17 protein-coding genes are annotated in these 20,501 nt (G+C 50.7%); 16 read left to right on the plus strand and 1 reads right to left on the minus strand.

From position 1 onward, the window contains the following. The first annotated feature begins 110 nt into the window (after window positions 1-110). The 15 genes from DFP94_RS00350 (at window position 111) to DFP94_RS00420 (ending at window position 17,320) form a co-directional block, all read left to right on the plus strand. Window positions 111-1,289: a galactokinase gene (locus DFP94_RS00350; protein WP_114494476.1), complete on the plus strand. Its 1,179-nt coding sequence runs from the start codon at window positions 111-113 to the stop codon at window positions 1,287-1,289. Between the two features lie 2 nt (window positions 1,290-1,291). Beyond that, window positions 1,292-2,281, plus strand: coding sequence for a UDP-glucose 4-epimerase GalE (gene galE, locus DFP94_RS00355; protein ID WP_114494477.1), 990 nt, complete (start codon window positions 1,292-1,294; stop codon window positions 2,279-2,281). A gap of 13 nt (window positions 2,282-2,294) precedes the next feature. Next, window positions 2,295-3,890: a UDP-glucose--hexose-1-phosphate uridylyltransferase gene (locus DFP94_RS00360; protein WP_181872978.1), complete on the plus strand. Its 1,596-nt coding sequence runs from the start codon at window positions 2,295-2,297 to the stop codon at window positions 3,888-3,890. Window positions 3,891-4,228: 338 nt separating this feature from the next. Continuing rightward, window positions 4,229-5,392: an iron-containing alcohol dehydrogenase gene (locus DFP94_RS00365; RefSeq protein WP_114494479.1), complete on the plus strand. Its 1,164-nt coding sequence runs from the start codon at window positions 4,229-4,231 to the stop codon at window positions 5,390-5,392. A gap of 140 nt (window positions 5,393-5,532) precedes the next feature. Continuing rightward, window positions 5,533-6,075: an NfeD family membrane protein gene (locus DFP94_RS00370; RefSeq protein WP_114494480.1), complete on the plus strand. Its 543-nt coding sequence runs from the start codon at window positions 5,533-5,535 to the stop codon at window positions 6,073-6,075. Then, window positions 6,076-7,617 carry a flotillin lipid rafts scaffold protein FloT gene (locus DFP94_RS00375; RefSeq protein ID WP_114494481.1) on the plus strand — a complete coding sequence of 514 codons (1,542 nt, stop codon included), beginning with the start codon at window positions 6,076-6,078 and terminating at the stop codon, window positions 7,615-7,617. 157 nt (window positions 7,618-7,774) lie between these two features. Beyond that, a complete protein-coding gene (gene glcT / locus DFP94_RS00380) occupies window positions 7,775-8,620 on the plus strand; it encodes a glucose PTS transporter transcription antiterminator GlcT (RefSeq protein WP_114494482.1) in 846 nt (281 codons plus the stop codon). Window positions 8,621-8,847: 227 nt separating this feature from the next. Next, window positions 8,848-10,923, plus strand: a complete 2,076-nt coding sequence (ptsG, locus tag DFP94_RS00385) for a glucose-specific PTS transporter subunit IIBC (RefSeq protein ID WP_114494483.1) — start codon at window positions 8,848-8,850, stop codon at window positions 10,921-10,923. Between the two features lie 92 nt (window positions 10,924-11,015). Continuing rightward, window positions 11,016-11,291: an HPr family phosphocarrier protein gene (locus DFP94_RS00390; protein WP_114494484.1), complete on the plus strand. Its 276-nt coding sequence runs from the start codon at window positions 11,016-11,018 to the stop codon at window positions 11,289-11,291. After that, window positions 11,284-12,996, plus strand: a complete 1,713-nt coding sequence (gene ptsP, locus DFP94_RS00395; RefSeq protein WP_114494485.1) for a phosphoenolpyruvate--protein phosphotransferase — start codon at window positions 11,284-11,286, stop codon at window positions 12,994-12,996. The genes DFP94_RS00390 and ptsP overlap by 8 nt, the downstream gene beginning before the upstream one ends. Before the next feature lie 894 nt (window positions 12,997-13,890). After that, window positions 13,891-14,550, plus strand: coding sequence for a 50S ribosomal protein L25 (locus tag DFP94_RS00400; RefSeq protein WP_114494486.1), 660 nt, complete (start codon window positions 13,891-13,893; stop codon window positions 14,548-14,550). 170 nt (window positions 14,551-14,720) lie between these two features. Further along, window positions 14,721-15,437, plus strand: a complete 717-nt coding sequence (locus tag DFP94_RS00405; RefSeq protein ID WP_114495711.1) for a DsbA family protein — start codon at window positions 14,721-14,723, stop codon at window positions 15,435-15,437. A 21-nt stretch (window positions 15,438-15,458) separates the two neighbouring features. Further along, window positions 15,459-15,899 (plus strand): disulfide oxidoreductase, encoded by a 441-nt coding sequence (locus DFP94_RS00410; RefSeq protein ID WP_114494487.1) that lies wholly within the window; start codon window positions 15,459-15,461, stop codon window positions 15,897-15,899. Between the two features lie 212 nt (window positions 15,900-16,111). Further along, window positions 16,112-16,594, plus strand: a complete 483-nt coding sequence (locus DFP94_RS00415; protein WP_147273821.1) for a hypothetical protein — start codon at window positions 16,112-16,114, stop codon at window positions 16,592-16,594. Window positions 16,595-16,741: 147 nt separating this feature from the next. Continuing rightward, window positions 16,742-17,320 (plus strand): spore coat protein, encoded by a 579-nt coding sequence (locus tag DFP94_RS00420; protein ID WP_181872979.1) that lies wholly within the window; start codon window positions 16,742-16,744, stop codon window positions 17,318-17,320. 64 nt (window positions 17,321-17,384) lie between these two features. Here DFP94_RS00420 and DFP94_RS00425 read toward each other — a convergent pair whose 3' ends face one another. After that, window positions 17,385-18,260, minus strand: coding sequence for a helix-turn-helix domain-containing protein (locus tag DFP94_RS00425; RefSeq protein ID WP_114494490.1), 876 nt, complete (start codon window positions 18,258-18,260; stop codon window positions 17,385-17,387). A gap of 131 nt (window positions 18,261-18,391) precedes the next feature. On the opposite strand from DFP94_RS00425, the gene DFP94_RS00430 reads away from it, so the two are divergent. Beyond that, window positions 18,392-20,374 (plus strand): glycoside hydrolase family 127 protein, encoded by a 1,983-nt coding sequence (locus DFP94_RS00430; protein WP_245954398.1) that lies wholly within the window; start codon window positions 18,392-18,394, stop codon window positions 20,372-20,374. Window positions 20,375-20,501 lie beyond the last annotated feature (127 nt).

The following is a 20,501-nucleotide window of genomic DNA, read 5'->3' on the forward strand; positions in this document are numbered from 1 at the left end:
GTGGTCACATTTGTCCATATTATTCTCGCATAGATGCATTATCAAAAACAATGCTTTTTCTTATACTAGGTACAAGAACATAAGATTCCATGAAGATGGGGTGTACGCTAATGAAGAAACAGGAAATGGAACAATTGTTTATATCACGTTGCGGGGAAAGCGGAGAGACTGTACGAATCTTCAATGCTCCGGGCCGGGTCAATCTGATCGGCGAGCATATCGATTACAACGGCGGTTACGTGCTGCCGGCCGCTCTAGAATTCGGAACCACGGTTGCCGTCCGGAAACGCGATGATAAGAAAGTAACATTTGCATCAACCAATTTGCCTTACACGGCCGAAATCGGACTGGAAGAATTGGGTAAGGCCAAAACGGAAGAATGGGTTGATTATCCGGTAGGCGTGATTGTGGAGCTTGGGAAAAAAGGAGTTTCACTCACGAGTGGTTATGATCTGCTGTTCCACGGAGAAATTCCGAATGGAGCGGGCTTATCCTCTTCGGCTTCCATTGAAGTCGTAACTGCCTACGCGCTGCTGTCCATGGAGAGCCAGCCTACGGATAAAGTCGAGATTGCCGTACTCTCGCAAAAAGCGGAGAACCTCTATGTTGGCGTTAACAGCGGAATTATGGACCAGTTCGCCGTATCGAATGGAGCCAAGGACCATGCGATTCTGCTCATGTGCGACACGCTGGAGTATAAACTGGTACCGTTCAAGACGGGAGCGAACAAGTTGGTGATCGGCAATACTAACAAGCGTAGAGGACTAGTGGATTCCAAATATAATGAACGCCGGGAACAGTGCGACGCAGCGCTTCGTATCGTGCAGGAGGAAGAACCTCAAATCCAGTATTTGGCTCATCTTTCGCCGGAACGTTTTGAACAACTAAAAGGAAAATTTAGCGATGAAGTGCTGCTCCGTCGCGCAACTCATGTGGTGGAAGAGAACGCCCGCGTGCTGAAATCGGTAGATGCGCTTAGCGCAAACGACTTGGTGTCATTCGGAGAGTTGATGAACGCCTCTCACGATTCCCTGCGCGATCTGTATGAAGTAAGCTGTATGGAACTGGATGTAATGGTCGAGGAAGCCCGCAAGATTGAAGGTACGCTGGGCGCACGGATGACCGGAGCCGGCTTTGGCGGCTGTACGGTATCCCTCGTTCATGAAGATGCCGTAGATCGCTTTGTATCGGAGGTAGGTGCGGCTTACAAGGAACGTACCGGCCTGGAAGGCGAGTTTTATGTATGCGGCGTCGGCAATGGAGTCCATGAAGTGAAAGGGGAGAGCTGAACATGGCGATTTTAGTGACTGGCGGAGCCGGATATATCGGTTCCCATACGGTAGCGGAACTGCTGGACAAAGGCAAGGAAGTCGTAGTCATCGACAATCTGCAATCCGGGCACAGAGGAGCCTTGCTTGGCGGGAAGTTGTATGAAGGGGATTTGCGCGATAAAGAACTGCTCGCCAAACTGTTTGCCGAGAATGAGATTGAAGCGGTGATTCATTTTGCCGCCAATTCCCTGGTCGGCGAAAGCATGCAAAATCCGGTTAAATATTATGACAACAACGTTTACGGAACGCTCTGCCTGCTGGAAGCGATGGATGCCGCAAATGTGCGGAAAATCGTTTTCTCCTCCACGGCGGCGACCTACGGCGAGCCGGATAAGGTGCCGATTGAAGAGACGGATCCTACTCATCCTACGAACGTTTATGGAGAAACGAAGCTGACGATGGAACGGATGATGGCCTGGTTTGATCAGGTACTTGGCATCAAGTATGTGGCTCTCCGTTACTTTAATGCCGCAGGTGCTCATGAAAGCGGGAAAATCGGTGAGGATCACAATCCGGAAAGCCACTTGATTCCGCTGATTCTGCAAACGGCGTTGGGGCAACGGGATTCCATCAAGGTGTTCGGCGACGACTACAATACACCGGACGGTACTTGCGTCCGCGATTATATTCATGTCGGCGATCTGGCGGATGCCCATCTGCGCGCGGTGGAGTATTTGATCGGCGGCGGGGACAGCAACGTGTTCAATCTCGGCAACGGTCAAGGCTTCTCGGTCAAAGAGGTTATCGCCAAGGTCAAAGAAGTTACCGGCCGCGATTTTCCGGTCGTCCTTAGCCCGCGGCGCGAAGGAGACCCTGCCGTTTTGATCGCATCTTCGGACAAAGCGAGAACCGTGCTCGGATGGCAGCCTACCCGCAACAAATTGGACGATATTATCCGCAGTGCCTGGGAGTGGCATCTCCATCATCCTGACGGCTATGGTGACAACTAAGGAGTGAAGAATAGTGGAAGCTGAAGCGAACCATAACAGACAAAATGCGCAGCATGCGATTGAACGGCTGACTCACTATGCTTTGCAGCAAGGGCTGATTGACTGGTGGGACCTTGATTATTCCCGAAACCGGCTGCTGGAGTTGTACGGGTTTGACGAGCCATTCGCGGGCGAAACCGCAGAGGAAGTACTGACTGGACCGCAGCAGCCGCTGAACGTATTGATCGACTACGGCGTTGAAATCGGGCTGATTCCGGAGAATACGGATACTTATCGCGATTTGCTGGACGCCCGCATTATGGGACTTTTGATGCCGCGTCCTTCGGAAACGATCGCCAAATTCGGTAAAACGGCGGAGAATGGCGGCATTCAAGCAGCTACGGACGAGTTCTATAAGCTGTCCGTAGACAGCAACTATATCCGGATGGACCGGGTTGCGCAAAATATTTACTGGAACCAGCCGACGTCCTTCGGCGACATGGAAATCACGATTAACCTTTCCAAGCCGGAAAAGAATCCGAAGGAAATTGCGATGGCCAAGCTGCTGCCGCCTCCGGTGTACCCGAAGTGCCAGCTATGCCGGGAAAACGTGGGCTATGCAGGGCGGATCAACCACCCTGCCCGGCAAAATCTGCGGGTCATCCCGCTCGAATTGAACAGGGAACCGTGGTTTTTCCAGTACTCGCCTTACGTTTATTACAATGAACATTGTATCGTGTTCCATCATGATCACGTGCCGATGAAGCTGACGAAGCTGACCTTTAAGCGTCTGCTTGATTTTACCGGACGGTTTCCGCATTATTTTATCGGCTCCAATGCGGATTTGCCGATCGTAGGCGGCTCCATTCTGACGCATGACCACTTCCAGGGCGGACGGCACACGTTCCCGCTGGAAAAAGCACCGATCGAAGCGGTGTTCAGCCATCCGGAATTCGCCGGAGTGACAGCGAGCATGGTGCATTGGCCGATGTCGGTGCTGCGGCTTAAAGGGCAGGATCCCGACGTGATGCTGGAAGCAGCGAACGATATGTATGAAAAGTGGAAAGCCTACAGCGATCCTGCAGCAGAAGTGCTGGCCTTTAGCGAAGATACCGAAGGCGAACCCGTACCTCACAATACGGTGACGCCGATCGTCCGGCGGAGCGCGGACGGCGGATACGAAGTGGATATCGTACTGCGCAACAACCGTACCAATGAGCAGCATCCCGAGGGGTTGTTCCATCCGCACCGGGAAATGCATCACATCAAAAAAGAGAATATCGGCTTGATCGAAGTGATGGGCCTCGCGATTTTGCCGGGCCGCCTGAAACAGGAACTCGCCGATATTGCCGGCATACTGAGCGGCGATGCCGGATTGTACGATGCGGCGGTTTCGAATCCGAAGGGTGACAGCCCGCTGGCCGTGCACGCCGATTGGATTCGCGAACTGGTTGACCGCCACGGCATGAAGCTGGAGCGCAAGCAAGCCGACGCGCTGCTCAAAGAAGAAGTAGGCCGCAAGTTTGCGGAGATTCTTGGCCACGCCGGCGTATTTAAGGTAAACGAAGCCGGACGCGAAGCGTTCCGTCGTTTCGTCGGCGCCGCCGGTTATCAAGAGCTGTCCTCCTAAGGAGGACAGCTTTTATATATTGGCAGACTTAGGCCGATGTGGCCTGAGGCTTATTTGTGCATTGCAGCAAATCGAGGTTGCGATGATTGGCTTGAAATTACCGTCCTGTTTGAATGTATCCAACCAGACCTGACCTTCTTTTAGCTTGACCCAATGAAGCCAGACGTGAGCGTTCCGAAGTACTGCGTGGAACTGGTCGGCTAAGGTCGGCGAAATACTGGACTTGTCGGAAGCGGGATGAGACTTTGGCTACCCAGGCGTTTGTTTTCGCGACTTGAATGGAAGTATAATTAAAGGTGGTATGTTTAACTTATTTATATAACCAGGAGGGAACGAACATGGATCGTTTTCAATTCCATAACCCAACCAAGCTGATTTTCGGCAAGGATCAATTGAAGGCTTTGAAACAGGAGATTCCCCGGTACGGCAGTAAAGTGCTGCTCGTTTATGGTGGTGGCAGTATTAAGCGTAGTGGTCTATATGAGAAAGTGACGGCTATTTTGAAGGAAATCGGCGCTGAAGTGACCGAACTGGCCGGCGTGGAGCCGAACCCGCGGCTGTCGACCGTGCATCGCGGCGTGGATTTGTGCAAAGCGAACGGGATTCAGCTGGTGCTGGCGGTCGGCGGCGGCAGCGTGCTGGACTGTGCGAAGGCGATTGCGGTCGGCGCTAAATATGACGGCGATATGTGGGATTTCGCCGAGCGGAAAGCCGCTCCGAAGGATGCGCTTCCCCTGGGTACGGTGCTGACGATGGCGGCGACCGGATCGGAAATGAACGGCAGCTCGGTTATTTCGAATGAAGAAACGAAAGAGAAGCTGGGCTGGGGCAGCAAATTAGCTTACCCTGCGTTCTCGATCCTCGAACCGGAAAATACAGTGTCCCTGCCGAAGGATCAAACCGTATACGGCTTGGTAGATATCATGTCGCATGTATTCGAGCACTATTTTCATAAAGAAACCAACACGCTCGTTCAGGACGGATTCTGTGAAACCGTGCTCCGCACCGTGATCGAAACAGCGCCTAAATTGATTGCAGACCTGGAAAACACCGAATACCGTGAAACGATTCTTTATTGCGGCACCATGGCCCTCAACGGGGTTTTAAATATGGGGTTATCCGGCGATTGGGCTACTCACAATATTGAACACGCCGTATCGGCAGTATACGATATTCCGCATGGCGGCGGGCTTGCCATCCTGTTCCCGAATTGGATGAAGCATGTGATGCATCATGACGTTGCCCGGTTTAAACGGATGGCAATCAATGTATTCGATGTGAATCCGGAAGGCAAGAGCGATCGTGAAATAGCCGAGGAAGGCGTTAAAGCGCTGCGGAGTTTCTGGAATTCGATTGGTGCGCCAAGCCGGTTGGCCGATTATAAGATCGATGACAGCAGTTTGGAGTTTATGGCCGATAAAGCGGTCCGCTTCGGTTCCTTCGGAAATTTCGCGCAGCTTGATAAACAAGATGTTCTGAATATCTACAGAAATTCCTTATAATACAGGGATTTACCAAGACCCTCTTCCGAAAGGAAGAGGGTCTTTTCATTCGTAAGCAGGGAATTTATTGAAACAATAGAGAAGTATTTACGTAACAAATAACATATAGTGAAAGATTGAACCTGAAAGGGGGGAACGGTTTGGAGATTTTATTCTGGGGTTGTTTCGTCGGCGGGGCATTGTTTGCATTTATTAGCGCCATTCTCGGAGATTTGCTGGGAAGCTGGCTCGAAGGCATATTCGATGCTATCTCGGCGGATTTTTTAAAACCGGTTGTCACGGCATCCGCAATCACGACATTTGGCGGAGCCGGAGTTCTGCTAATTCGCTACACTAGCCTTAATGACACCGCCGTAATGATTCTGGCGATTCTGATTGCGCTTTTGATTTCCGTGATCATCTACTTTGCCTATGTGAAGCCGATGGAGAACAGCGAGAATTCAATCGGGTATTCCCATGCCGAACTTCCCGGGAAGCTCGGTGAAGTTACCGTACCGATCCCCTCGAAAGGCTACGGGGAGATTATGGTCAAATTCGTTGCCGGCAATACGCTGCACACGGCAGCAAGCTGGGACAGACGGGACATTCCCGCGGGAGCCCTGGTGGTGATCGTTGATTTGAAAGACGGTGTGGTTCAAGTATCCGAGCTTTATGAAACAGAACAACAAAAGGAGATGATGTGATTGTTTGAAACAGTACCTGACTTCTTGTTGATCCCCATTGTCGTGATTGCCGTCATTATCGTGCTTGGGTTGGCTTTCTGGGCTCGCTACAAAACGGTTAGCCCGGATGAAGCGATGATTGTGACGGGGTCTTTTCTCGGGAGCAAAAATATATCCGGGGATGAATCAGGCCGCAAGATCAAAATCGTCCGTGGGGGCGGCGCGTTTATATGGCCTATTTTCCAAAAAGCGGAATTCATGTCCCTGTTGTCCCACAAGCTGGACGTTATGACGCCGGAAGTGTACACGGAACAAGGGGTTCCTGTATCTGCAGACGGGGTTGCGATCATCAAGGTAGGGAGTGTGGTGGAGGATGTAGCGACAGCGGCGGAACAGTTCATGGGCAAGCCGATTGAATCGCTCAAAGGCGAAGCGCAGGAAGTGCTGGAAGGGCATCTGCGGTCCATTCTCGGCTCCATGACTGTTGAGGAAGTGTACCGGAACCGCGATAAATTTGCCCAGGAAGTTCAAGGCGTGGCGGCACGGGATCTGAAAAAAATGGGTCTTCAAATCGTTTCGTTCACGATCAAGGACGTACGCGACAAGCATGGGTACCTTGAAGCGCTAGGGAAGCCGCGGATCGCGGCGGTCAAGCGGGATGCGGAGATTGCCGAGGCGGAAGCGGTGCGGGACGCGCGAATTCAGAAAGCGCTTGCCGAGGAATCCGGACAAAAGGCAGAGCTGGTGCGGGATACGAATATTGCGGAAGCCTCCAAAGAGAAAGAATTGAAGGTCGCTTCGTTTAAGAAGGAACAGGATACCGCCAAAGCCGAAGCGGACCAGGCTTATCATATTCAGGAAGCCCGGGCCAAACAGACGATGGTCGAGGAACAAATGAAGGTTGAACTTGTCCGCAAAGAACGTGAAATTGATTTGCAAGATAAAGAAATTATGGTCCGGCAGAAACAATATGACGCGGAGGTAAAGAAAAAAGCCGACGCGGACCGTTATGCCGTGGAGCAAGCGGCGGAAGCGGATAAAGCCCGGAAGATGCGCGAAGCGGATGCGCTGCAGTATTCCATAGAGACGCAGGCAAAAGCATCGGCCGAACAAAAGCGGCTGGAGGGTCTCGCTATCGCGGATGCGGAACGGGCCAAAGGTACGGCGGATGCCGAAATCATCCGTTTGCGGGGGCTGGCCGAGGCCGAGGCGAAAGAAAAGCTTGCCGAGGCGTTCCAGAAGTTCGGCGAGGCGGCCATCCTCGATATCGTCGTGAAGATGCTGCCTGAGCTGGCCGGTAAAATCGCGGCTCCGCTCTCAACGATCGATAAGCTGACAGTAGTTGATACCGGCAAAGGCGAAGGGGCTGCACGCGTCAGCAACTATGTCACCGAGCTGATGGCGACGGCGCCCGAAATGTTAAAGAACGTATCCGGCATCGATTTGGATCAGCTTATCCAGGGACTGACCAAAGGCAAGATAGCGCAGCCAGCCGCAGCGCCGGTACCGGCGGCCAAAGCTTCCGTGTTGCTCGAAAGCGCGGCATCCCAGGAAACCCCATAAATCGGCAATAAATTACGTTTATACTGAAGCATTCCTCAAGCCTGAGGGATGCTTTTGTATTATTTAATGCAAAGGCTGGCAAGGATAAGAGACGTCGATTATAATAGGCATTAGCGTTCCGGAGAATAGAATAATGCATTTAAAATGAGGTGCAATTGTGAATAGCCTTCAAGTGGCCAAAGTGTTGAATAACAACGTCATCATTGCCCATCATCCCGAACACGGCGAAGTGGTCGTGATCGGAAAAGGCATTGGTTTTAACCGGAAGACTGGCGATTCTATTCCTCTCGAATCGGTAGAAAAAATGTTCATTCTGACGAACCAGCATGAACAAGAGCAGTACAAACAGCTTGTTCCGCAGGTTGATGAGCAATTGATTGAGATCATTGGTGAGATCATTATGTATATCACAAAAAAGACACAGGCTAAACTTAACGAGCATATACATATCGCTCTCACGGATCACCTCGCTTTTGCCATCAAAAGGGCTGAGCAGGATCTCGCTTTTCATAATCCGTTTCTGTATGAAACCAAGGAAATATATCCTGAGGAATATGAATTGGCGGAGTATGCAATCGGTTTGATTCACCGGAAATTAGGAGTCGATCTAGGGGAAGATGAAATCGGATTCGTGGCCCTGCATATCAACAGCGCGTTAACAAACCGGCATATCAGCGAAGTTCGGGGACATACCCAACTGATTGCCGAACTGGTTGCCTTGGTGGAAAGCGAACTGAAGTTTACGATTTTGCGAAACTCTTTGGATTATTCCCGACTCTTGACGCATTTGCGGTTTGCGATTGAACGTATTCGCCGCGGCGAGCAGGTCGGTGAAGTGGAAAAACTCGATAACCTCTTAAGACAGGAATATCCCGTGCTTTATTCCCTTGCGGGAAAGTTGACGGCGCTAATGGAACAGCGTTTGAACAAGCCCGTCTATCCCGCGGAAGTCAGTTACTTGACTATGCATTTACACCGCGTGGCTCCTCCTCAACTTCAATAACGTAACTTGCGCTTGCTAAGCAGGTTTGTTATAATCTTTGCGATAAACAACAACATATCACAATGTGTGACTGATTCGATCAGGCATGAGTTGATAAAAGGTTTTTGATTGTATCGCCGATTTGCGGGGTATTATAACCGTAAATAAGGATATACGATTAGGAAACTTTATTGATTCGTGTCTTTTTGTTGTTTAAAACTTCAAAGATTGTGCGTAGGAGGATGTATATGTTTAAGAGGTTATTCGGCGTTTTACAAAGAGTCGGGAAGGCGCTTATGCTTCCAGTTGCTCTGCTGCCAGCTGCCGGTCTGCTTCTTGGGATAGGGAATATGCTGGTTAGTCCGGAGTTCCTGGATCTCGTGCCAGCTCTGGATAACCATACAGTACACGCCATTGCTACTGTAATGATGAACGCGGGGCAAATCGTATTTACGAACCTTGCGCTGTTGTTTGCGGTTGGCGTAGCGGTGGGACTGGCCGGCGGTGAAGGCGTAGCCGGATTGGCTGCGATCATCGGCTACCTCGTTATGAATGTAACGATGGGCTCGGTGATCGGCGTCGTACCGTCCATGATCGGGACCGATCCCGCGTATTCGAACGTGCTGGGGATTCCGACGCTCGCTACCGGTGTGTTTGGAGGTATTATTGTCGGGATTTTGGCGGCAAGCATGTACAACCGCTTCTTCAAAATCGAACTGCCTTCCTACCTCGGTTTTTTTGCGGGTAAACGGTTTGTACCGATTATGACGGCTGCGACATCCGTCATTCTGGGCTTGATCATGGTTATTATTTGGCCGCCGATTCAGTCCGGATTGAATTCTGCGTCGCATTTTATGCTGGAGCAGAACCGGACGCTGTCCGCGTTCATTTTCGGGATTGTGGAACGTGCCCTGATTCCGTTCGGATTGCATCATATTTTCTATTCCCCGTTCTGGTTTGAATTTGGGGAATATGTAAACCATGCAGGGCAGCTTATCCGAGGCGACCAGCAGATATTCATGGCGCAATTGCGCGATGGCGAACCGTTTACGGCAGGTACGTTCATGACAGGGAAATTCCCGTTCATGATGTTCGGCTTACCGGCCGCTGCGCTTGCCATTTATCATGAAGCAAGACCCGAGCACAAAAAGTATGTTGCGGGTATCATGGGTTCCGCGGCCCTGACATCGTTTTTGACAGGGATCACCGAACCGTTGGAATTCTCGTTCCTGTTCGTGGCTCCGATACTTTTTGCGGTGCATTGCGTATTTGCAGGTCTGTCTTTCATGACCATGCACATCCTCGGCGTGAAAATCGGAATGACTTTTTCCGGCGGATTGATCGATTATCTGATCTTTGGGGTTATACCGGGACGCACCCCTTGGTGGTATGTGATCATCGTCGGATTAATTCTCGCCGTGATCTACTATTTCGGATTCAGGTTCGTGATCCGCAAATTCAATCTGAGGACGCCGGGTCGCGAGGACGCCGCGGCAACAGAGGAGAGCGGTACGAATCAAGGAAAAGCCGTTACGCAGGATGAACTTCCGCACAACATTCTGTCCGCGCTTGGCGGAGGAATCAATATCGCCCATTTGGACGCTTGCATTACCCGTTTGCGGGTCGAAGTCAAGGACAAAGGAAATGTCGATAAGGACCGGCTCAAAAAACTTGGAGCTTCCGGCGTTTTGGAAGTAGGCAACAACATTCAGGCTATTTTCGGTACAAGATCGGACACCATCAAATCACAGATTGCGGATATTATGAGCGGTAAAACGCCGGCGATCCCGACGAAGCCTGACGCTCCGGCAGCGGAACAAAAACCTGTGGCGGTGGAACAGCAGGCAGCCCAGGACGGCGATGCGGTCATCCAGGAGGATATCGTAATGCCGGTGAACGGCGAACTGATGGACATCACTAAAGTACCTGATCCGGTATTTTCCGAAAAGATGACTGGTGATGGTTTCGCGGTTCTTCCGCATGACGGCACGATCTGCTCTCCGGTTTACGGTAAAGTATTCAATGTATTCCCTAGTAAGCATGCTGTGGGAATCATGTCCGACGGAGGCAAGGAAGTGCTCGTGCATATCGGGGTAAACACCGTTAAGCTGAAAGGGCAAGGCTTCAACGTTCTTGTGAATGAGGGAGACCTGGTTTCCGCAGGACAGCCGATCATGGAAGTGGATCTCGAATATGTGAAAGAGCACGCCCCTTCCATTATATCGCCGATCATCTTCTCCAATCTGCCGGAAGGTTCGGAGGTAACTCTGAAGAAATCCGGTGCTTTGAAAAAGGGCGAAGAGAATATCATAACGATCCGCTAAGACACTATAGCGAAGGCAAAAGTTGGATTTGGTGGTTACGATCCCTTAAAATAAAGGGAGAACTCATAATAAGAAAGCGAGATGTATACACAATGGAAAAAAACTTCAGAATTACAGACGAAGACGGTATTCACGCACGCCCTGCAACGGCATTGGTAAACACCGCTAATAAATTTAAAGAGGCGGAAGCTTTTGCGGAAGCCAACGGTAAAAAAGTAACGCTGAAATCGATTTTGGGCGTTCTTTCTCTCGGTTTGGAAAAAGGGGATTCGATCACTTTATTAGTAGAGGGTGAAAATGCTGCGGAAGCCCTTCAAGCGCTCACGGATGTGATGATTAACGAAGGGTTAGGCGAAGTGAATGCTTAAGATAGACGGCATTGCCGCATCGGCCGGGGTTGCGATTGCCGCTGCTTTCAAATTGGAGCATCCTGACTATACAGTGAAACGTCAAAATGGTGATGATCCGGCTGCCGAGCTTGCCCGTTTGGAGGAAGCCCTGGCAACATCCCAACGGGAGCTTGAAGCGATTAAAGAGCGCACGCTTCAAGAACTGGGCGAGAAAAAAGCGGAGATTTTCGAATCTCATCTGTTGATTTTGAATGATCCGGAGCTGTTGACTCCGGTTCGCGATAAAATTACGGCGGAAAAAGTGAGCGCTGAATATGCGTTGGATGAAACATCCAAGCAATTTATCAGCATGTTTGAGAATATGAAAAGCGCGTATCTTCGTGAGCGCGCGGCGGATATGCGCGACGTTACCAAGCGGGTGCTGACGCATCTGCTCGGACTTTCCTATGTGAATCCTGCAGAGATCAGCGAAGAAGTGATCGTCATTGCCGAAGATTTGACTCCTTCGGATACGGCTCAGCTCAACCGGAAATACGTGAAGGGATTTACTACGAATATCGGAGGCAGAACTTCGCATTCGGCTATTATGGCGCGATCCCTTGAAATTCCGGCTGTCGTAGGAACGAAAGATGTACTGGCTCAAGTCAACTCTGGCGACATGATTATCGTCGACGGGCTGGACGGCGTCGTGATCGTAAACCCGGCCCCGGAGGTGCTTGAGGAGTATAAGACTAAGCGCGATAACCATCTTCGCCAAATCGAAGAATGGAAAAAGCTGCGTGAGATCCCGACCGTTTCGGAGGACGGGGTACATGTTGAGCTCGCGGCCAATATCGGGACCCCGAACGATGTTACGGGCGTGTTGGAGAATGGCGGCGAGGGCGTCGGTCTGTACCGCACCGAGTTCTTGTACATGGGTCGGAGCGAATTGCCTTCTGAAGAAGTCCAGTTTAACGCTTATAAAACAGTACTGGAAAAGATGGAAGGCAAGCCGGTCGTCGTCAGAACTTTGGATATCGGCGGGGACAAGGAGCTCCCTTATCTCGATCTTCCGAAGGAAATGAACCCGTTCCTCGGCTTCCGCGCCGTTCGGCTTTGCCTGGAGCGGACTGATATTTTCCGCACCCAGTTGCGCGCCTTGTTGCGGGCGAGCACGTACGGGAACCTGCGGATCATGTTCCCGATGATCGCAACGCTGGATGAATTCCGGCAGGCCAAGGTGCTTCTGCTGGAAGAGAAGGAGAAGCTGGTTTCGGAAGGCATTGCCGTATCCGGCTCCATTCAGCTCGGCATTATGGTCGAGATTCCTTCGACCGCCGTGCTGGCGGATCAGTTCGCCAAAGAGGTCGATTTCTTCAGTATCGGCACGAACGATCTCATTCAATATACGATGGCTGCGGATCGGATGAACGAGCGCGTATCTTATCTGTATCAGCCGTACAATCCGGCGATTTTGCGCCTGGTTAAAATGGTCATCGACGCCGCTCACAAGGAAGGCCGTTGGGCCGGCATGTGCGGGGAGATGGCGGGCGACGCCACGGCGATTCCGTTGCTGCTCGGATTGGGACTCGATGAATTCAGCATGAGCGCAACCTCGATCCTTCCGGCTCGTTCGCAAATCTCCAAGCTGTCCAAAGCGGAGATGAAGGATCTGGCGGATCTGGCCCTGCAAAAGCAGACGGCTGAAGAGGTCGTGCAGCTTGTCCGGGGAATCGGACATTAAGCAAGTTTACGGGTGACCGTTTGTTGTTCTTCGGTCTGCAACCATTTTGAACTTTTCTTTTCCAGCATTTTGGGTTTCATCTATTCAACCGGTGCCTTTGGGCACCGGTTTTTTATTTGTTGGATGTCCATACTGTCTGCTGTTAATGGAATCTGCTATCTATGCAGTCTGCTGTCTAGGCAATCTGCTCCCTGGCTCATGAACCTGCGGCTTTATTTTCTAACGGACATGAGAGACGTTAACCCTCCCGAAAATGGGGGGGGGAATTCTAACGGACACCAGAGCGCTTATTCCCGCGAAATTTCAACGAAATGAGCCCATTTTAGGAGATTAAGGTCTCCTGTGTCCGTTAGATTGCGAGGAGGCCAAAAAAACGGTTAGTTAAGGTCTCCTATGTCCGTTAAAGTTTCAACGCACTCTAGCATTCACCATTACTGAGCATTCAGTATTGCCTATCATCCTCAGAGCCCTTATTGATGCCAGTCTCACCCCTCCACATCCGTTTAAAGCAATTGTCGAACATTCACCCGAACTTTACGCGCAACGGTTAGTAACATTCGGAGTCAATCCGGTAACTGATTTAGTAACTGATCATTAACTAACTCGTAGCTAACTCGTAACTAATCCGTAATTAACCCGTAATTAACCCGCAACTGACCAGTAACTAATCAGCTTCGTCGAATCGTGATCCGGTATCCGTCGGCCCCGTCGAGCTCCTAACGCATCCATCCGTATCTGCTAGCGTGTACCGCTTGCTACTCCGGTTCTTCTTCCACTCTCACCTGACTATGGGAATCGAAGGCTATGTCCTCTTTTTATGTCCCTCGCCGTTAAGGAACAGCCTGATTTGGGTAAGATAGTCATATGGCATAAATTTCAGGAGGTAGATGCATTATGGCAACGAACCACCAAACCCAACAATTGGATGCTTCACGGAGGGAAGAATTTACCCGGGCGTCGCTGCGGCTTCTGAGACAAGGCGGACGGATTCCGGCGGTCATATATGGAGCCCAGGCGGAAAGCTTGCCGATTCATGTCGATGCCAAAGAATTGGCGAAAGTATCGCGCACGGGACGGTCCGAGTTTTTTGATCTGAGGATCGAGGGTGGGGAGACCTTCCCGGCATTGATTAAAGATATTCAGCAACGGAGCGGAGTCGTCGTCCACGTGGATTTCCAGAAAGTGTCCAAAAATAAACCGATTCGCGTCAAGGTGCCGCTGCATTTAAGCGGAACGGCCAAGGGAACGAAGGCAGGAGGCATCCTGCAAGTTCAGGCTACGGAACTGGAAGTGGAAGGATTGCCGGACAATTTGCCGGCCGGCATCGAAGTCGATGTGACGGAGCTCGGCACGGGCGACAAATTAACGGCGGCGGATGTAACCCTGCCGAAAGGCGTTACGCTCATTGGCTCGGAAGAGGAACTGCTGGCATCGATTGTGCTGCCGCGGGTGGTTGATGAGGAAGTGGATACCGGCACGGGTGCTGAATCGGAGGAAACGGCCGGCGAGTCGGATGCAGGTGACACAGGTACGGCGGACGGAAATGACGCATAAGACACGAATGGAAAAGGTGGCCGCATGGCCATCTTTTTTTGTTTTTAGTACAGTGAAAATTTGCATTTTCCTCACTTTTCCTCTCAGCTTGACGAAAAGTGATTTTGTAACTAGAATGGTTGCAGGATCAAACATTGGAATTATTCTAAATGAAGAAAGAAGGGGTTGTATTGCCACCGAAAAAGCAAGGAAACGCCTTGGCGCAGCGAAAAGCGGAAGCGGAAAAGAAGTTGCAACAACAGCGGAAAAGACGGCTGATCTGGTTCTCGACGGTGGGAGTTTTGCTCGTTCTCATCGCTGTTGTATTGTCATTGGATCCGAAGCCTGTCGTAAAGGCTGCATCTTTTGACTACGATAATCTGCCCGTGCTCGGCCAAAGCGATGCACCGGTTAAAATCGTGGAATTCGGAGATTTCAAATGTCCGGCTTGTAAAATAGCGAATGATACTATCAAAACTCAGTTAGTCAGCGATTATATAGAGCAGGGTGACGTCGCCTTTCATTTCATGAACCTGCCGTTTATCGGACCGGATTCATCGACGGCGGCGCTAGCTGTGCAATCCGTTTATCACCAGAACAAAGAGGCATACTGGACTTATTTTGACGCTATTTATGAGAATCAAGGCGAGGAAAAGACCCAATGGGCTACGGTTGATTTTTTGGTCGGGCTGGCGAAAGAAATCAATCTTCCGGTCGACTATGACTTGCTTCAGAAAGACATCGAAAATAAAACGTATCAAAACGAAGTGGACGAGCAGTACGGCAAAGCCGGTAAGCTCAATATCGACAGCACACCTACCTTCTATATTAACGGCATAGAGTTTACAGGGAATCTTGGAAACTACGATGAGTTCAAGCGAGCCATCGATGAAGCGTTAAGTAAGTAATTTAGTAGGGGGAATGGGCGGATGCGATCATTTTTTAGGAATTACGGCATTTATCTCGCCTGGCTGGTCTCGCTTATAGCTACTGCGGGCAGCCTGTATTTGAGCGAAGTACTGCATTATGAACCGTGCAGATTGTGCTGGTTTCAGCGGATTTTCATGTATCCTCAGGTCATAGTTTTGGGGATCGCCGCTTACCGCAATGACCGTTCGGCAGCCATCTATGCCATTCCTCTCAGTGTGATCGGCGGTTGCATTTCCTTGTACCACTATGCCGAGCAAAAAATTCCGGCTATGTCCAAGCTGCTTCCATGTAAAGTGGGGATTCCGTGCAATTTCGATTATCTGAACTGGTGGGGCTTCATTACCATTCCGTTTATGGCGCTAATCGCATTTCTATTGATCATTTTGTTTATGTCCGCGGCGCGCAAGGAATCGGAGGATACCGGAGAGGTAGCCGAATAGAAGCAATAGAAATGTTATATTTTGTGAAAAAGAGGGCCGCCTGACTAGCAGATTTTATACTAGCAGGCGGTTTTGTTTTATGATCCATGCCAACGGTTAATCCATAGTAACAGTGAAGGCCGAAACGCTTATGGAGGATAACGCAGGCTACTATGATTAAACCTGTAACTTTTCCGGACGGTCCTTCGTTCTTTATTATGGAGGTGTTACTTATGACTAGACATAAAAAATTACTAACATGTGCAGCAGTAGCAGTTCTGACACTCGCGCTTACAGCTTGTGGCGGAAACGCCGATAACGCTGGAAACAACGGTAACGCCGGAAATGCCGGTAATACTGAAAATACCGGAAATACCGGAAATACCGAGAACGACGGAAACGCGGCAAATCCGTCCTCGCCAAACAACCAGAATGACACGGGTACGGGCAACACGGGAACGAATCAGCCGGATTCCGAAAATACCTCGAAAACGAAACAAGGAACAGGAACCTGGGTGGGACTCGAGGACAGTCATTCCGCTGAAATCATGATGAACGGGGTACCGGAATCTTTTCAATTGAGTGAAAGTGTTCAAGGAACAGCGGACGGGTTGAACCCCGACGATGCCGTGAATTTTGAATATGAAGAGAAGGCAATAGAGGGCGAAGCATCGCTCAAGCAGAAAACGATTACCAAGCTGGGCAAAACCGGATGATGATGGATTTTTATTGAAAAGTAGGGGATTCCGTGGATACGGGGTTCCCTTTTTTTGTTTATGAAGGTTATCGGGATAAGAAATGCGGAGGATGGGAAAATAAGATGGGGAAAATCCCGATTCTTTTATTCGAAAGGAAGGATAATTTTGATATTAGGTGCCCACGAAGCGTATGAATTAAGCGAACTGCTGCTGAGTTGCACGAACTCCATCCAAAGTATGGCGCTATTTTTGAACCAGGCCCAGGATCCTGAACTGCGGGATATGATTTCCCGCCACTATGCCGTGCATATCCAGGATTACAATATGAAAGTGGAGTTTGCATCAAAAATGCAAGGCTCCCAAGATCAATTGGATGTGCCTAAGCTCACCGTGAATCCGATGACGCCTGCAACAGCAAGCGTAACTGCTGGTAATATACCGATTCAGCCGCAGGTCAAGCTGAATCAGCTTGACGACCGTGGCATCGCAACCTCGTACTTGCTTACCTTAAAGAGAGCGGGCCGGGAGTATGCATGGGCTACATTTGAGTGTTCGACGGTCCAATTACGGGTATTTTTGGAGGATGCATTCCGGATGTGCTCCCATCAAGCCTTTGAAGTATGGAATTACATGGTTCGCAAAGGTTGGTACATGGTGGCTAAGGCCCCGGATCAAACCCTGCAGACTATGGGGCAGATGTATCAGGAAGTCCCGTTCCATCAGCCCATGAACGTATACCGCTGAATAACGGTCGGATTGCGAGCTGTTTCTTACCCCCATCCTTTGGCGGAAGAAGCAGCTTTTTATTTTATTTCGAATATTGCTTGCGGAACTGCTGGGGAGAGCAGCCGTTTTTCAAGGTGAACCGGTTAGAGAAATAGGGAGCGTTTCTGAAGCCGACCTCCTTGGCGATTTCCGAAATCGGCCATTCGGTTTTGAGCAGCAGCAGCTTGGCCTGTTCAAGGCGATGGTGAAGCAAATAGTCGTTAGGCGTCATGCCGTAGACCTGCTTCATGCATCGGGTAATGTAGTTGTAATGAAAATGAAGCGCCTCCGAGAAACTTTGGCTCGTCAGTTCGGAGCGGTAATTGTTCTTGATGTATGCTTCCGCCTGTTCCGCCAAGGTAACGACCGGAGAAGCGTACTGTTCCAGTTGACGCAGGTCCATCATCCTGAGCAATTCTTCGAAAGTCTGCTGCTGCAACCAGTAGGCGCTGGATTGCCGTTCGGCAGAATACTGGAGCAACCGGTCCATCAACTGGTAGGTCTGGCCGGGATAGGGCAGATTCCACATTTTTGGCAATTGGATAGAATACGGAGCTGTTTTGAAGAATCTGGAGTGTTCTTCCGTCGGAAGGGTAGCGGGGGTTTCGGATAAGGTCTCCTGCCAGGAACAGATGGTATGAAAATGGAGCCAGTAAAACGTGCACCGGTCCTCGCAGGGTTTGACGGCGTAATGGTACCGGTCCGGCAGCAGTAACAGCGATTGGCCGGCCTTCAGTTCCCACTGACGTTGTTCCTCTCCAATAAACAAAGTGCCTCTCTCGATAAACAGCAAATCGAATATGCCGATGTTATTACGGTTTGGATGCTGATCCCCGGCGTTATAAACGGCATAGCCGCAATCCAGGAAATATGGAGCCGGCGGTGCAGGGATGTGGACAATTTCGGTGGCTTTGATCATATAGTTTCCCTCATTTTTTTGTGTGAAATATTATAAATATTAGGTTGGTTACAATTATATTATTTATTATATACATAAGCTAGAATAAATCTTGTCAGTATGATATTTCAAAAAGGGAGGGCTCTTCAATTATGTACGGAACGGGAACGGATAAAATGGTTCACTCTGCAAGAGTGCCTTTAAATCAAGTTCAGATTCAGGATGAATTCTGGAATTATTATATTCAACTGGTACGCGATGTGGTCGTCCCTTATCAATGGGAAGCGCTTAATGACCGGGTAGGCAGTGCGGAGCCGAGTGGAGCCGTTCGCAATTTTAAAATTGCGGCAGGTCTGGAACAGGGCGATTTTTACGGCATGGTGTTTCAGGATAGCGATATTGCCAAATGGCTCGAGGCGGTGGCCTATCTGTTAGAGGCGAAGCGTGATCCGGCCTTGGAGGAAATTGCGGACGGACTGATCGATATTATTGCACTGGCCCAGCAGGATGACGGATATTTGAACACATATTTTACGGTAAAAGAACCGGGTCAGAAGTGGACCAATCTGGCGGAATGCCATGAACTTTATTGCGCGGGCCATATGATCGAAGCGGGAGTAGCCTATTTCCAAGCTACGGGAAAAAGAAAGCTGCTTGACGTCGTCAGCCGGTTCGCGGATCATATCGACTCCGTCTTCGGAACCGAGCCGGGGAAACTGGCGGGTTATGACGGACACCAGGAGATCGAGCTGGCGCTCGTGAAGTTGTATCAGGCGACGGGGAATGAACGCTATTTGCGGCTCGGCCGTTATTTTGTGGATCAACGGGGGCAAAAGCCGAGTTTTTATCAGATCCAGTTGGATGAACGCGGCGGGAAAACCCATTGGCCGTCAGGTAATGAAGCGGTCGACTTGGAATATAACCAGTCGCATCTGCCGGTGAGGGAGCAGGAGAAGGCCATCGGCCATGCGGTTCGCCTGCTCTATATGCTGACCGGGATGGCGGACGTAGCGGCCGAAACGGGGGATAAATCCCTGCTTGCCGCCTGCCGGAAGCTATGGGATAACATCGTATCCCGGCAAATGTACATTACGGGCGGTGTAGGCTCCATGCCGCAGGGAGAAGCCTTTTCGTTCGATTACGATCTGCCGAACGATACGGTGTATGCGGAGACTTGCGCTTCGATCGGACTGATCTTCTTTGCCCAGCGGATGCTGCGGATCGCGCCGGAGTCCCAATTTGCCGACGTGATGGAAAGAGCATTGTACAATACGGTGGTTGGCGGCATGTCTCGCGACGGCAAGCATTTCTTCTATGTAAATCCGCTGGAGGTCGATCCGAAGGCTTGCGGCGGAGCGAACCGCAAGTACGACCATATCAAGCCGGTGCGCCAGGAATGGTTCGGCTGCGCCTGTTGTCCGCCTAACGTGGCCCGCCTGCTGGCTTCCTTGGGCGAATATATTTACACGGTGCAAGGGAACACCTTGTACACGCATTTATATATCGGCGGGGAAGCGGCGCTTGAGGTTGCAGGAAACAAAGTTACACTGAAGCAAACTTCAAACTATCCGTGGGACGGCAAGATCAAGCTGGAAGTGATCCGGGCGGAAGCCGGGGAAGCTTTTGGTTTGGCGGTGCGCATTCCGGGTTGGTGCAAAGAGGCATCGCTGACGGTAAACGGGGCGGGCTATCCGCTGAACGATCAGACTATGATCAACGGCTATGCCCGTATTGAGCGGGCATGGCAGCCGGGCGACATTCTTGAGCTGCGAGTTGAGATGCCGGTCACGCGAATATACAGCCATCCACTGGTCCGCGCGAATGCCGGGAAGGTTGCGCTGCAAAGGGGACCGCTCGTTTACTGCCTGGAACAGGCGGATAACGGACCACATTTGCACGAGATCGTATTGCCGCGGGATGCGGAATTCAGGGCCGGAAAGGAAGACAGCCTTCTCGGCGGTATCGTATCCATCGAGGCCGAAGCGCTTCGGCTGCGGGACGAGGAATGGCCCGGCGGACTGTATAGCTCGGAACCGGCGCCGGGAATGAAGAACGACACCGTCAAGTTCATCCCTTACTACGCCTGGGCGAATCGCGGAGAAGGCGAAATGAGCGTGTGGGTAAGAGAGCAGTAAACATTTGAACGGGAAAAGGCCGGTCCATCGCTGTTTTTAGCAGCAGCGATAGGGACGGTCTTTTTTATGAGGTTTATGGGGAATGTATCTGTGCTTTTGGAGGGGGTGGGGTAGGCGTAGGTGTAGG

Source organism: Fontibacillus phaseoli, from assembly GCF_003337355.1.
In the GTDB taxonomy this organism is placed as follows: domain Bacteria; phylum Bacillota; class Bacilli; order Paenibacillales; family Paenibacillaceae; genus Fontibacillus; species Fontibacillus phaseoli.

What these genes read in the sequence shown, in the direction of transcription:
- DFP94_RS00350 (WP_114494476.1), top strand. Translation starts at nt 111, where the DNA reads ATGAAGAAACAGGAAATGGAACAATTGTTTATATCACGTTGCGGGGAA.
- galE (WP_114494477.1), top strand. Translation starts at nt 1,292, where the DNA reads ATGGCGATTTTAGTGACTGGCGGAGCCGGATATATCGGTTCCCATACG.
- DFP94_RS00365 (WP_114494479.1), top strand. Translation starts at nt 4,229, where the DNA reads ATGGATCGTTTTCAATTCCATAACCCAACCAAGCTGATTTTCGGCAAG.
- ptsG (WP_114494483.1), top strand. Translation starts at nt 8,848, where the DNA reads ATGTTTAAGAGGTTATTCGGCGTTTTACAAAGAGTCGGGAAGGCGCTT.
- DFP94_RS00390 (WP_114494484.1), top strand. Translation starts at nt 11,016, where the DNA reads ATGGAAAAAAACTTCAGAATTACAGACGAAGACGGTATTCACGCACGC.
- ptsP (WP_114494485.1), top strand. Translation starts at nt 11,284, where the DNA reads ATGCTTAAGATAGACGGCATTGCCGCATCGGCCGGGGTTGCGATTGCC.
- DFP94_RS00400 (WP_114494486.1), top strand. Translation starts at nt 13,891, where the DNA reads ATGGCAACGAACCACCAAACCCAACAATTGGATGCTTCACGGAGGGAA.
- DFP94_RS00410 (WP_114494487.1), top strand. Translation starts at nt 15,459, where the DNA reads ATGCGATCATTTTTTAGGAATTACGGCATTTATCTCGCCTGGCTGGTC.
- DFP94_RS00415 (WP_147273821.1), top strand. Translation starts at nt 16,112, where the DNA reads ATGACTAGACATAAAAAATTACTAACATGTGCAGCAGTAGCAGTTCTG.
- DFP94_RS00425 (WP_114494490.1), bottom strand. Translation starts at nt 18,260, where the DNA reads ATGATCAAAGCCACCGAAATTGTCCACATCCCTGCACCGCCGGCTCCA.
- DFP94_RS00430 (WP_245954398.1), top strand. Translation starts at nt 18,392, where the DNA reads ATGTACGGAACGGGAACGGATAAAATGGTTCACTCTGCAAGAGTGCCT.